This window comes from Sulfuriferula multivorans (assembly GCF_003851125.1).
Classification (GTDB): Bacteria; Pseudomonadota; Gammaproteobacteria; order Burkholderiales; family Sulfuriferulaceae; genus Sulfuriferula; species Sulfuriferula multivorans.
The window spans coordinates 65,007-77,405 of the sequence record NZ_BGOW01000013.1 but is presented as its reverse complement, the minus strand read 5'-3'; the positions used below and the strand labels follow the sequence as shown (position 1 = coordinate 77,405).

Here is a 12,399-nt window from a genome sequence, read left to right as displayed (position 1 = left end):
CAAATTTAGGGAAGCTTATGAGCGAACAAGCGTGGGCCGGCCATCCGAAAGCGCGTCTTTTATCCAGGGACATCAAGGGATTCGACTCCCTGAGCGAACTGGCCCTGGACATGCGTTCGGCATGGAGTCATGGCGCTGATGACGTGTGGCGCCAGCTTGATCCGGCGCTCTGGGATCTGACCCGGAATCCGTGGGTGGTATTGCAGACGGTATCACGCGAGAAACTCCAGCGTGATTTGGCCGATCCGGCTTTCCGCAAAAACATTGACGATCTGGTGCAAGCCAGGCGCGAAGCGGCGGAAGCGCCTGCGTGGTTTCAGCAGACCTACCCGCAATCTGCACTCAACTGTGTCGCCTATTTCTGTATGGAATTCATGTTGAGCGAGGCCTTGCCCATTTACTCGGGCGGGCTGGGCAACGTGGCCGGCGATCAGCTCAAGGCCGCCAGCGATTTGGGCGTCCCGGTGATCGGCGTGGGACTGCTTTACCAGCAAGGCTATTTTCGCCAGATGATCGACAAGGAGGGCGCGCAACAGGCCATGTTTCCGTATAACGACCCCGGGCAGTTGCCGATCACGCCGTTGCGTAAACCGGACGGGGAGTGGTTACGGCTGGAGATCGCCTTGCCCGGTTACTCGGTCTGGCTGCGCGCCTGGCAAGTTCAGGTCGGCCGCGTGAAGCTGTACCTGCTGGACAGCAATGACGCCGCGAATTACCCCGCTCATCGCGGCATTACCAGCGAACTCTACGGCGGCGACTCGGAGCTGCGCCTGAAACAGGAAATGCTGCTCGGCATCGGCGGATGGCGGCTGCTCGCGGCGCTCGGCATCAAGCCGGAGGTCTGCCACTTGAATGAAGGGCATGCGGCCTTCGCGGTGCTGGAGCGCGCGCGCAGCTTTATGGTGGAAAGCGGGCGTACCTTCGAGGCTGCGCTGGCCGTCACCCGGGCAGGCAACCTGTTCACCACACACACGGCGGTGGCTGCCGGCTTTGATCGTTTCGCGCCGGCGCTGATCGAGCAATACCTTGCGGGTTATGCACACACGCAGCTCGGTATCACCCGCCACGATTTGCTGGCCTTGGGCCGTCAGAACCCGAACGACGCGTCGGAGCCTTTCAACATGGCTTATCTGGCGATTCGCGGCAGTGGGGCGGTGAATGGCGTGAGCCGCTTGCATGGAAAAGTGAGCCGGCATCTGTTCGAGCCGCTGTTTCCGCACTGGCCGACCGATGAAGTGCCGGTTGGACACGTGACCAACGGCGTCCATATGCCGACCTGGGATTCGGTGGAGGCCGATGATCTCTGGACCGAGTTGTGTGGAAAGGGGCGCTGGCTGGGTGCAACAGAAAACCTGGAGCGGGACATCCGCTGTGTCTCCGATGCCAGACTCTGGAAATTTCGTACCGACGCCAGCAAGTCTCTGGTCGAATACGCGCGCACACGATTGTCCCGGGAATTGGCTGCAGCCGGTGCATTACACAAGGAGGTCGAGGGTGCGAAGAATCTGTTTGATTGCAATACCTTGACGCTGGGTTTTGCACGCCGTTTTGCCAGTTACAAGCGGCCGAATCTGCTGCTGCACGACCCTGAGCGGTTGCTGCGCCTGCTGACTAATCCGCGTCGCCCGGTACAGCTCATCATCGCTGGCAAGGCCCATCCCGCAGACCGGGCAGGACAGGCACTGATTCAGCAATGGATGCATTTCATCCGGCGGCCCGAAGTGCGCCCGCACGCAGTCTTCCTCAGCGACTACGATATGGATTTGACTGAGCAGTTGGTGCAGGGCGTGGACGTCTGGCTCAACACGCCGCAACGCCCCTGGGAAGCGTGTGGCACCAGCGGCATGAAGGTGCTGGTCAATGGCGGCATCAACCTGTCTGAACTGGACGGCTGGTGGGCGGAAGCCTATACGCCGGAAGTAGGCTGGGCGTTGGGGGATGGGCAGGAACATGATAGCGATCCCGCCTGGGACGCCAGCGAAGCCGAAGCCCTGTATGACCTGCTCGAACATGAAGTGATTCCCGAGTTTTATACGCGTGATGAACAAGGTATTCCCAACGCCTGGGTGGCCCGCATGCGGGAAAGCATGGCGCAATTGACGCCGCGCTTTTCCACCAACCGCTCGGTGCGTGAATACACCGAGCAGCACTACCTCCCGGCTGCGTCTGCCTACCGGCAGCGGGCTGCCGATCAGGGCGCAATCGGTGTGGAGTTGGTGAATTGGCGGCATGCGCTGGAACAGAAATGGAACACACTTCGTTTCGGAGAAGTGAAGCTTGAAACCGACGCTGAGCAGCATGTATTCGAGGTGCAAATATATCTCGATGAGCTCGACCCGCAGGCCGTGCGGGTCGAACTTTATGCCAATGGCGTTAACGATGGCGCGGCGGAGCGCGTGGAGATGAAGTGCGTGCGGCAACTGGTGGGGGCAACCAACGGCTACGCCTACCGCGCAGGCGTACCCGCTGTGCGCCCGGCGGCGGACTATACGGTACGCCTGATAGCGCATCGCGATAACGTGGCGGTGCCGCTGGAAGATGCGCATATCCTGTGGCAGCAGTGATTGAATGTGAGTATGAAAATGCCTGAACGCCTGCTCCATGATGATCCGGTGCCATGCTTCCGGATCGATGAGCGCATGGTCAAGGTGGGTCGGCGTGGTTGACGGAGGCCGACTGAAAAGAGCGATTTCGATCGCGACGTTGTGTCTGGATATCGGTGGTGTCTTGCCGCTAATTTGAGGAGGTCTTATGTTGAAAGGTATTGTTTCAGGCGTTGCCTTAACGCTTGCCGTTGCACTGATCGGTGCCTACCTGCTGGTGAGTAGCGGATTTATCCCGGCCAACGCTGATGGGAAACCCATTTGGCTGGAAACCTGGATGGCCCATACATCGTTAAACGCGACACTGCGTCGCGAGGCTCCAAAAGGACCGAATCCGGTGGCGCTGACCGATCAGAATCTCATGAATGGCGTTCATCTGTTCGCACAGAATTGCGCCGTTTGCCATGGTTCCGCGAAGGGCGTTGCCGCACTTTCCCCGATAGCGAAAGGCGAGTATCCGCCGCCTCCGCAATTGGCGACCGATGGGGTGGAAGACGACCCGGAAGGGTATTCGTTCTGGAAGATCAAGCACGGCATACGCCTGACCGGGATGCCTTCGTTCGGATACTCCCTGAGCGACCAGGATATATGGACGCTTGCGCTGTTTCTGAAGCACATGGACAAACTGCCGCCCGCGGTACAGCAGACGTGGCTGAAGGTCCAGAATTGGCCTGACATAGCCGCGAATCCGGTGATTCAGAAATAGCTGTCTTCGCGTTTGGCGCCTGATCACCCCTGCCAACACAGGGCCCGCGCCTTATTCGTAAAACGCTGAAGTGGTTGTGGAGGATGCACGGTGAATAGGCTGTTATTCCAGCGCGACTGAAGCAGTCGTTGCCAACACGTCCGGTTCGAATCGCACAACGCTGAGGAATGCATCCATGTTGCCCGCAAGCACAAGTATCCTGACGATCAATGGCGGCTCGTCGAGCATCAAGTTCGCGTTGTATCAGATTGGCGAAGCGCTGGAGCGAAAGCTGGTTGGAAAAGTGGACCGCATCGGCTTGTCCGGGACGAATCTGACTTTCAACGATTCGTCCCAAGCCGAGCCAGGCAGTCGCAATATCGAAGCAGCCAATCACGGTTCGGCAGCGAATTTCCTGATCGACTGGCTCGAACAGCAGGTCGGTTTTACCTACATCCGGGGGGTGGGCCACCGCGTGGTGCACGGCATGCAACATACCGAGCCGGAGCGGGTCTCCCAGGCATTGCTGGATGAACTGCACCGCATCAGTCCGTACGACCCGGACCATCTTCCGCGCGAGATTGAACTGATCGAGGCGTTCCAGCGGCGTTATCCGCAACTGCCGCAAGTGGCGTGCTTCGACACGGCGTTCCACCATAGCTTGCCGCGCGTGGCGCAACTGTTGCCTATCCCGCGTCGTTTCGATGCCATGGGGATCCGGCGCTACGGGTTCCATGGGCTGTCCTATGCTTACCTGATGCGGGAACTCGCGCAGCTTGCCGGCAAGCAAACGGCCCAGGGCCGCGTGATCCTGGCGCACCTGGGTAACGGCGCGAGCCTGGCTGCGGTGCGCGACGGGTGCAGCATCGATACCAGCATGGGATTTACCCCGACCGGGGGTTTGACTATGGGCACCCGGACTGGCGACCTGGATCCCGGCGTGGCCTGGTACCTGATGCAGAGTGAAAATCTGACGCCCCAACAGTTCAACCATCTCATCAATCATGAATCCGGACTTCTCGGCGTGTCCGAGACCAGTTCCGACATGCGCGATTTGATGGAACACGAGGCGACCGACGTGCGCGCTGCGGAAGCGGTCGAACTGTTTTGCTACCAGGTAAAAAAATGGATCGGGGCCTACGCCGCGGCGCTGGGCGGGCTGGATACGCTGGTGTTCGCGGGCGGGATCGGCGAGAACGCGCCTGCAGTCCGCGCGCGCATCTGCGACGGGCTGGAATTTCTTGGCATCGAGATCGAGGAAAAGCGCAACGCGACGAATGCGGACGTGATTTCAGCGGCGACCAGCCGGGTCACTGTTCGCGTCATGCATACGGACGAGGAAGTGATGATCGCAAAATCAGTTTGTCACGTTTTGGATATACCCATTGAAAAGGAAGGAATCGCGTCATGAAAACCAATCCGCCCAAGCCTGCGGACACCCCGTTGTCGCCTGAAGTTCTGAACAAAATGGATGCCTACTGGCGCGCTGCCAATTACCTGTCGGTCGGCCAGATTTATTTGTACGATAACCCTTTGCTGAAGCGCCCACTGACGCTCGCAGATGTGAAACATATGCTGCTGGGACACTGGGGTACGACGCCCGGGCAGAACTTCATTTATGTGCACTTGAACCGGGTCATCAAGCAATACGACCTCAACATGATTTATGTTTCCGGCCCCGGACACGGCGGCCCGGCGGTCGTGGGCAACACCTATCTTGAAGGCACCTATAGCGAAATCTATCCCAATATCAGCCAGGACGAAGCGGGGCTGCAGAAGCTCTTTCTGCAATTCTCGTTTCCCGGCGGCATTCCCAGCCACGCCTCGCCTGAATGCCCGGGTTCGATCCACGAGGGCGGCGAGCTGGGCTATTCGCTCAGCCATTCGTTCGGAGCTGTGTTCGACAATCCCGATCTGGTTGTGGCCTGCGTTGTCGGCGACGGTGAGGCGGAAACCGGACCGTTGGCCACGGCCTGGCATTCCAACAAGTTTCTCGACCCGGCCACCGACGGTGCGGTGCTGCCGATCTTGCATCTCAACGGCTACAAGATTTCCAACCCGACGGTTCTCGCCCGCATTACCCACGAGGAGCTTGAGCAGTTGCTGCGCGGCTATGGCTGGACACCGCTGTTTGTCGAAGGGGATGAGCCCGCGCTGATGCACGCGGCGATGGCGGCAGCGCTCGACACGGCGGTGCAGCAGATCAAAGCGATCCAGCACAACGCGCGTGAGCACGGTGACCTCACGCGTCCGCGCTGGCCGATGATCGTCCTCAACTCACCCAAGGGCTGGACCGGACCGAAGGTGGTCGATGGGCTGCAGGTGGAAGGCACTTTCCGTGCGCACCAGGTGCCGCTCCACCCGAACACCCATCCCGAACACCTAAAACTGCTGGAAGATTGGCTCAAGAGCTATCGGCCCGAGCAACTCTTCGATGAGCACGGTCGCCTGAAACCGGAACTCGCCGAACTGGCGCCGAAAGGCGAACGGCGCATGGGCGCGAATCCTCACGCCAACGGTGGGATACTGCTGCGCGATCTGCGCATGCCCGATTTCCGCGACTACGCAGCCGATGTGCCGATGCCGGGCGCACCCGGCATCGGCGACACGCATGTGCTCGGACCTTTTCTGCGCGATGTGGCGAAGCTGAACGATGCGCAGCGCAATTTCCGCGTGTTTGGCCCGGACGAGACGATATCCAACGGCCTCGAGGCCTTGTTCGAAGTGACCCAACGTCAATGGGATGCTGCGACCATGCCGAACGACGAATTTCTCGCGCCGGCCGGTCGGGTGATGGAGATGCTCAGCGAGCACCAGTGCGAGGGCTGGCTTGAGGGCTATCTGCTCACCGGGCGGCACGGGCTGTTCAACTGTTACGAGGCGTTCATCCATATCGTCGATTCGATGTTCAACCAGCACGCCAAGTGGCTGAAGGTCACCGCGCAGTTGCCGTGGCGGCGCAAGATCGCCTCGCTCAACTACCTGCTGGCGTCCCACGTGTGGCGCCAGGATCACAACGGCTTTACCCACCAGGATCCCGGTTTCATCGACCATGTGGTGAACAAGAAGGCCGAGGTAGTGCGGGTTTACTTTCCGCCGGATGCAAACTGCCTGCTGTCGGTGATGGACCACTGTCTGCGCAGCCGCCAATACGTCAACGTTGTGGTCGCGGGCAAACACCCGGCGCCGCAGTGGCTGACCATGGACGCCGCCGTCAAGCACTGCACCCAGGGCATCGGCATCTGGCAGTGGGCCAGCAACGACCAGGCCGTCGCACCCGACGTGGTGATGGTCTGCTGTGGCGACGTGCCCACGCTGGAAACGCTGGCCGCTGTTTCCATCCTGCGCGAGCATCTGCCCGAGTTGAAAATCCGCGTAGTCAACGTCGTCGACCTGATGAAGCTGCAGCCGCCCAGCGAGCACCCGCACGGCTTGAGCGACACGGATTTCGACGAACTATTTACCCGGGACAAGCCGGTCATCTTTGCCTACCACGCCTACCCGTGGTTGATCCACCGGCTGACCTACCGTCGCACCAACCACCCCAACATCCACGTGCGCGGCTACAAGGAAGAAGGCACCATCACCACGCCGTTCGACATGACGGTGCTGAACGATCTGGATCGCTTCCACCTGGTGATGGATACCATCGACCGCCTGCCGCAAACCGGCGACAAGGGTGTCTATCTGAAGCAGCAACTCCAGGACAAGCTGATCGAGCACAAGCAGTACATCGACAAGCACGGCCAGGATATGCCGGAAATTCGCGACTGGAAGTGGCACAACGCAAAATGAATATTCAAGCACCTGGGGACATCGCGCAGCCCCCGGTTGCCGACGATAAGCGGCGGCTGGCGATGGATGAACGTAACGACACCCGGCCTCAGTCTGGGTCGGGCGGCCAAACCGCCCCTCTGCGCCTGTACTTGATTCGGCACGGCATTTCTCGCTTGGCATCGCATCGCTCAGCATACTGGCCTTCGACCCCACCAGCCCGACGTAGCGGTGATCGTATTGTGGAATGCGGCCGCCCGGCTGGGTGCGTTGCCGAACAGAACCAATCGGGATCTGCACTTAAGCTGATTTCGTTACCGAGTTCCAGCCTGATTTCCATTCGTTGGACAAGCGTTGTTCGACCTTCACCAAGGAGAAAAAAATGTTACGCAGCATGAATGATCTAGAGGATTACGCCATCCGCGCGACCGACGGCACCATTGGTCATGTGAAAGACTTCTATTTCGATGACCAGGCGTGGGTCATCCGTTATCTTGTTGTCGACACGGGTAGCTGGCTTTCGAGTCGAAAAGTGCTGATCTCGCCAATCGCGATCGGCCACCCGGACTGGACCGAAAAGGTGTTGCCCGTTTCAATTACCAAAGAGCAGGTGAAAAACAGTCCCGACATTGACACCGAGAAGCCAGTCTCGCGGCAGCACGAAATCGACTACTTCGGGTATTACGGCTATCCGTTTTACTGGGGTGGCGCCGGCATCTGGGGCGGTGGAATTTACCCGAACATGATGATGCCGGACTACGCCGGTTTCGAATCCAAACCGCTTGGCGAAGGTCCGGGAACGGACGAAGCTTACGCGCGCGCTGACACGGCACAGCACCAGCATGACGATCCCCATCTGCGCAGCTGTAAAGAGGTAATGGACTATCACATTGAGGCGACCGATGGGGACATCGGCCACGTACAGGGCATGCTCGTCGACGAGGAGACCTGGGCCATTCGATACATTATCGTGAACACCAGCAACTGGTGGCTCGGTCACCAGGTGCTCATCGCGCCGCAATGGATTCAGGACGTGAGCTGGTCCGACGCCACGGTCTCCGTCAACCTGACACGGCAAGCAGTGAAAGATGCTCCGCCGTACGACTCGGCGGCGCAACTGGATCGCGACCAGGAAATAGGCATCCATGAACATTATGGGCGTATCGGCTATTGGACGACGGAGACGAAACATGAAAACACCAAACCGGGTCGATAGCCACAAGCTGAAGCCGGCGACCGTAAATCCTGACCCGGTGCTGACGCCGGACGAGGCAACCGACCACATCATTGGCCCTGCGTCCGCAACGGTGAGCATCATCGAATACGGTGATTTTGAATGCCTGTTGTGCGGTCAGGCGCACGCGGCGATAAAAATCATACTCAATCATTTTGGTGAGCGTGTGCGATTCGCGTTTCGACATTATCCGCAGGTCGAGGCCCATCTCCATGCTGAACTCGCGGCCGAAGCGGCCGAAGCAGCCGGTGCTCAAGGATACTTCTGGCCATTCTACGAGGTGCTGTTCGAACACCAGGAACATTTAAAGGAAAAGCATCTCCGGCAGTATGCCCTGCAAATTGGTTTGGATCTGGAGCGTTACGACTATGAAATGAACGATCACGTCTACTTGCAGCGAGTGCAGGAACACGCCGAAGGAGGAAGGCATCTGGGAATACGCGTAACGCCGACATTCTATGTTAATGGCACACTCACGGATGTTTCCTTCGGCCTGCAACATCTTGAGAAGTCGGTAGAACAAGCTCTTCGCGTTGCGTGATGAATTAAATAGAGTTTGGTCGCTTGCGATCAAATCAGGCCGTGACCACATTTGAATCCAGCGTCGACCAGAGCGGCGATGCCGATTCGTCTCCCCGCGTAGGCCGCAACCGTTATTGCGCCGAATGTTTACGAAGCAATACTTCCGGTATGCCTGACTATCGTCGCCGGGCATCCGGGCGTCCCCTATTTCTTCACACTCAATTTGCTGCAATGTCACAGTAATGATCTGCTGACGCGGTATATTGAACGCTTCTCGGCAAGTCGTTCGCTCGGTATGAACCCGCATCTGGCAACGCCAGTTTTTTTGGAGCACTTTAGGACGCTGGCGCCAGGCGGAAGGAAAGCACCGGCGAAATTAGCTGCGCGTGCTAGATTGATAATAATAGGGAATATGCGGCGGGAACCATGAACAGTAAATCCGGCATTCCGAATCTCGGCACGGTTGTTTCGGTGCGCGGCAGCGTCGTGGACATGCGCTTCGATGAGCGATTGCCGCCCATCTACTCCTTGCTGCACGCGATGGAAGGCGTGATTGCCATCGAGGTGCTGTCCCAACTCGATGCGCATCGCGTGCGCGGGATTGCGCTGACCCCCACGCAAGGCCTCGCGCGCGGCATGCGGGTGGAAGACACTGGCGGGCCGTTGCAGGCGCCGGTCGGCAAGGAAATTCTCTCGCGCATGTTCGACGTCTTCGGCAACGCCATCGACCGCCAGCCGGCGCCGACGGATATCCAATGGCGCTCCGTCCATCGGGCGCCACCCCCGCTGGCGCGGCGCTCCACCAAGTCCGAGCTGTTCGAGACCGGCATCAAGGTCATCGATGTGCTGATGCCGCTGGAGCGCGGCGGCAAGGCGGGCCTGTTTGGCGGGGCAGGCGTGGGCAAGACGGTGCTGCTCACCGAGATGATTCACAACATGGTCGGGCAACACGAAGGTGTGAGTATTTTTTGCGGCATCGGCGAACGTTGCCGCGAAGGCGAGGAACTCTACCGCGACATGAATGCGGCGGGCGTGCTGCCGAACATGGTGATGGTGTTCGGCCAGATGAACGAACCGCCTGGCGCCCGTTTCCGCGTCGGCCATGCCGCGCTGACCATGGCCGAGTATTTTCGCGACGACGAGCATCGCGATGTGCTGCTGCTCATCGATAACATCTTTCGTTTCATCCAGGCCGGCATGGAGGTGTCCGGCCTGATGGGACAGATGCCGTCGCGCCTGGGTTATCAGCCGACCATGGGCACCGAGCTGTCGCAACTGGAAGAGCGCATCGCCAATACCGATACCGGCGCGATCACCTCGATCCAGGCAGTGTATGTGCCGGCGGACGATTTCACTGATCCGGCGGCGGTGCACACCTTTTCGCATCTTTCTGCGTCCATCGTGCTGTCGCGCAAACGCGCGAGCGAGGGGCTGTATCCGGCCATTGATCCGTTGCAGTCCAGTTCCAAGATGGCCACGCCCGGCGTCATCGGCGAGCGACATTATGCCCTCGCACAGGAAATCCGCCGCACGCTCGCGCAATACGCGGACCTGAAAGACATCATCGCAATGCTGGGCATGGAACAACTGTCGCCGGAGGACCGCAATGTGGTTGGCCGGGCCCGGCGACTGGAGCGTTTTCTCACCCAGCCGTTTTTCACTACCGAGCAATTTACCGGCCTGAAAGGCAGGCTCGTCAGCCTCAAGGACGCGCTGGACGGCTGTGAGCGCATCTTGCGTGACGAGTTCAAGGACGTCCCGGAGAGTGCGCTGTACATGATCGGTGCGATAGACGAGGCAAATGCCAAACGCGAACCTGACCCGCAAGCCGAGGTGGAACATGCAGCCATCACGCATGAATCTTAAAATCCTCCTGCCGTTCAAAATCTTCGCCGAGCGGACCGGCGTAGTGCGCGTCGTCGCGGAGACGCGCGCAGGCTCGTTCGGACTTTTGCCTCACCGGCTCGACTGCGTGGCGGCGCTCGCGCCGGGGATACTGGTTTACGAGACCGAGGCGGGAGGCGAGGTGTGCATGGCCGTCGATGAAGGCGTGCTGGTCAAAACCGGCGCCGACGTGCTGGTCTCCGTGCGTAACGCAATCGGGGGAACGGACCTCGGTAAACTGCGCGCAGCGGTTGAGCAGGAATTTCTGAATCTGGACGAACAGGAGAAGAGCGTGCGTTCGGTGCTGGCGAAACTGGAAAGCGGATTCATTCATCGCTTCGCGGCGTTTCATCATGAGTGAAAAGCCGAAAGCGAAATCCGCGGCGGGCGAGACCGAATTCAGCCATCAGGTGGGCGAGAAAGCGGCGCGCAAGCTCAAGGCGCAACGTCATGTCACGCAGACTGTCTGGTCCGGTCTGGGCATGATGGGCCTGGTTGGCTGGTCGGTGGCGGTGCCCACGCTGCTCGGCGCGGCACTCGGCGTCTGGCTGGACAGGCATTATCCGGGAGGGCATTCCTGGACACTCATGCTGCTGGCCATCGGCCTGGGTCTCGGTTGCTTTAATGCGTGGCACTGGGTGGCCAAGGAAGGCAGGGAAATACGCGAGCAGGAGGAGAATAACAATGAATGAAGGCTTGGGTCTGGCGTTCGCCCTGGTTGCAGGCGCTTTGCTCGGAGGATTTTTTTTCGGTGGTCTCTGGTGGACGGTTCGCAAAGCCGTTTCATCCAGACAACCGGCACTGTGGTTTCTCGGCAGCATGCTGCTGCGCACCGGCATTGTTCTGTCCGGGTTTTATTTTGTATCGGGGGGCGACTGGAAGCGATTGCTGGCGAGCCTGCTCGGGTTCATCATCGCGCGCCTGGTCGTGACGCGGCTCGCCCGACCAACGCAACTGCCAGGTCAACTGGCACGGAAAGCCGGTCATGCACCTTAGCCCGGACGAGATCATTTACTGGCAGCATGGGGTTTTCAAACTCAACGCCACGATCGCGTATACATGGGGGCTGATGGTCGTGCTGGCGCTCGGTTCAAAACTCGTCACGCGCAAGCTTTCCACGGGGCCGCAGCGTTCCCGCTGGCAGAATCTGCTGGAAATCATCGTCACCGGCATCAACCAGCAAATCGCAGAGGTCGGCCTGCGGCGGCCGCAGAAATATCTCGGCTTTCTCGGCACCCTGTTCCTGTTTGTCGCGATGGCGAGCCTGTTCACCATCATTCCCGGCTACGAGCCGCCGACCGGTTCGCTCTCTACTACCGCGGCGCTGGCGATCTGTGTGTTCGTGGCCGTGCCGCTGTTCGGCATCGAGGATCAGGGGCTGGGCGGATATTTGGGCGATTACCTGAAACCGACGGTTATCATGCTGCCGTTCAACATCATCAGCGAACTCTCGCGCACGCTGGCCCTGGCCGTCCGCCTGTTCGGCAACATGATGAGCGGGACGATGATCCTCGCCATTCTGCTGACCATCACACCCTTCGTTTTCCCGATTGCCATGAGTGCGCTCGGGCTGCTGACCGGCATGGTGCAAGCCTATATCTTCAGCATCCTGGCCACGGTTTACATCGCGGCCGCCACGCGTGCCCGCAAGCCGGAGCCAGGAACCGAATCATGAAACCGCTACGTCAACCAAGAAA

The 12,399-nt window shown here is 59.5% G+C and carries 11 protein-coding genes; all 11 read left to right on the top strand.

What is annotated here, in order from left to right; genetic code table 11:
* The first annotated feature begins 17 nt into the window (after positions 1–17).
* The 11 genes from glgP to EI185_RS06955 all read left to right on the top strand — a co-directional run bounded on the left by glgP (position 18) and on the right by EI185_RS06955 (position 12,377).
* On the top strand, positions 18–2,564 hold the full coding sequence (glgP, locus tag EI185_RS07005) for an alpha-glucan family phosphorylase (protein ID WP_124704416.1): 2,547 nt from the start codon (positions 18–20) through the stop codon (positions 2,562–2,564).
* Positions 2,565–2,751: 187 nt separating this feature from the next.
* Positions 2,752–3,309 carry a c-type cytochrome gene (locus EI185_RS07000; protein WP_124704415.1) on the top strand — a complete coding sequence of 186 codons (558 nt, stop codon included), beginning with the start codon at positions 2,752–2,754 and terminating at the stop codon, positions 3,307–3,309.
* Positions 3,310–3,484: 175 nt separating this feature from the next.
* Positions 3,485–4,699, top strand: coding sequence for an acetate/propionate family kinase (locus tag EI185_RS06995; protein WP_124704414.1), 1,215 nt, complete (start codon positions 3,485–3,487; stop codon positions 4,697–4,699).
* On the top strand, positions 4,696–7,083 hold the full coding sequence (locus tag EI185_RS06990) for a phosphoketolase family protein (RefSeq protein WP_124704413.1): 2,388 nt from the start codon (positions 4,696–4,698) through the stop codon (positions 7,081–7,083). Before EI185_RS06995 ends, EI185_RS06990 begins: the two co-directional genes overlap by 4 nt.
* 361 nt (positions 7,084–7,444) lie before the next feature.
* Positions 7,445–8,278: a PRC-barrel domain-containing protein gene (locus tag EI185_RS06985; RefSeq protein ID WP_124704412.1), complete on the top strand. Its 834-nt coding sequence runs from the start codon at positions 7,445–7,447 to the stop codon at positions 8,276–8,278.
* The gene (locus EI185_RS06980) at positions 8,253–8,837 is read left to right on the top strand and encodes a DsbA family protein (protein ID WP_124704411.1); all 585 of its coding nucleotides are present in this window, start codon (positions 8,253–8,255) and stop codon (positions 8,835–8,837) included. The genes EI185_RS06985 and EI185_RS06980 overlap by 26 nt, the downstream gene beginning before the upstream one ends.
* A gap of 407 nt (positions 8,838–9,244) precedes the next feature.
* Positions 9,245–10,684, top strand: coding sequence for a F0F1 ATP synthase subunit beta (gene atpD, locus EI185_RS06975; RefSeq protein ID WP_124704410.1), 1,440 nt, complete (start codon positions 9,245–9,247; stop codon positions 10,682–10,684).
* On the top strand, positions 10,674–11,063 hold the full coding sequence (locus EI185_RS06970; protein ID WP_124704409.1) for a F0F1 ATP synthase subunit epsilon: 390 nt from the start codon (positions 10,674–10,676) through the stop codon (positions 11,061–11,063). The genes atpD and EI185_RS06970 overlap by 11 nt, the downstream gene beginning before the upstream one ends.
* Complete coding sequence (locus EI185_RS06965) at positions 11,056–11,394, top strand: AtpZ/AtpI family protein (protein ID WP_124704408.1); 339 nt, start codon at positions 11,056–11,058, stop codon at positions 11,392–11,394. The genes EI185_RS06970 and EI185_RS06965 overlap by 8 nt, the downstream gene beginning before the upstream one ends.
* Entirely contained in the window at positions 11,387–11,698 is a 312-nt protein-coding gene (locus EI185_RS06960) for an N-ATPase subunit AtpR (protein ID WP_124704407.1), read from the top strand. The genes EI185_RS06965 and EI185_RS06960 overlap by 8 nt, the downstream gene beginning before the upstream one ends.
* Positions 11,688–12,377: a F0F1 ATP synthase subunit A gene (locus EI185_RS06955; RefSeq protein ID WP_124704406.1), complete on the top strand. Its 690-nt coding sequence runs from the start codon at positions 11,688–11,690 to the stop codon at positions 12,375–12,377. Before EI185_RS06960 ends, EI185_RS06955 begins: the two co-directional genes overlap by 11 nt.
* The last annotated feature ends 22 nt before the right edge of the window (positions 12,378–12,399 follow it).

Bases quoted from the DNA above. Each gene is read 5' to 3' on its own strand.
- EI185_RS06970 (WP_124704409.1), top strand. From the start codon at position 10,674: ATGAATCTTAAAATCCTCCTGCCGTTCAAAATCTTCGCCGAGCGGACC.
- glgP (WP_124704416.1), top strand. From the start codon at position 18: ATGAGCGAACAAGCGTGGGCCGGCCATCCGAAAGCGCGTCTTTTATCC.
- EI185_RS06965 (WP_124704408.1), top strand. From the start codon at position 11,056: ATGAGTGAAAAGCCGAAAGCGAAATCCGCGGCGGGCGAGACCGAATTC.
- EI185_RS06980 (WP_124704411.1), top strand. From the start codon at position 8,253: ATGAAAACACCAAACCGGGTCGATAGCCACAAGCTGAAGCCGGCGACC.
- EI185_RS07000 (WP_124704415.1), top strand. From the start codon at position 2,752: ATGTTGAAAGGTATTGTTTCAGGCGTTGCCTTAACGCTTGCCGTTGCA.
- atpD (WP_124704410.1), top strand. From the start codon at position 9,245: ATGAACAGTAAATCCGGCATTCCGAATCTCGGCACGGTTGTTTCGGTG.
- EI185_RS06985 (WP_124704412.1), top strand. From the start codon at position 7,445: ATGTTACGCAGCATGAATGATCTAGAGGATTACGCCATCCGCGCGACC.
- EI185_RS06960 (WP_124704407.1), top strand. From the start codon at position 11,387: ATGAATGAAGGCTTGGGTCTGGCGTTCGCCCTGGTTGCAGGCGCTTTG.
- EI185_RS06990 (WP_124704413.1), top strand. From the start codon at position 4,696: ATGAAAACCAATCCGCCCAAGCCTGCGGACACCCCGTTGTCGCCTGAA.
- EI185_RS06995 (WP_124704414.1), top strand. From the start codon at position 3,485: ATGTTGCCCGCAAGCACAAGTATCCTGACGATCAATGGCGGCTCGTCG.
- EI185_RS06955 (WP_124704406.1), top strand. From the start codon at position 11,688: ATGCACCTTAGCCCGGACGAGATCATTTACTGGCAGCATGGGGTTTTC.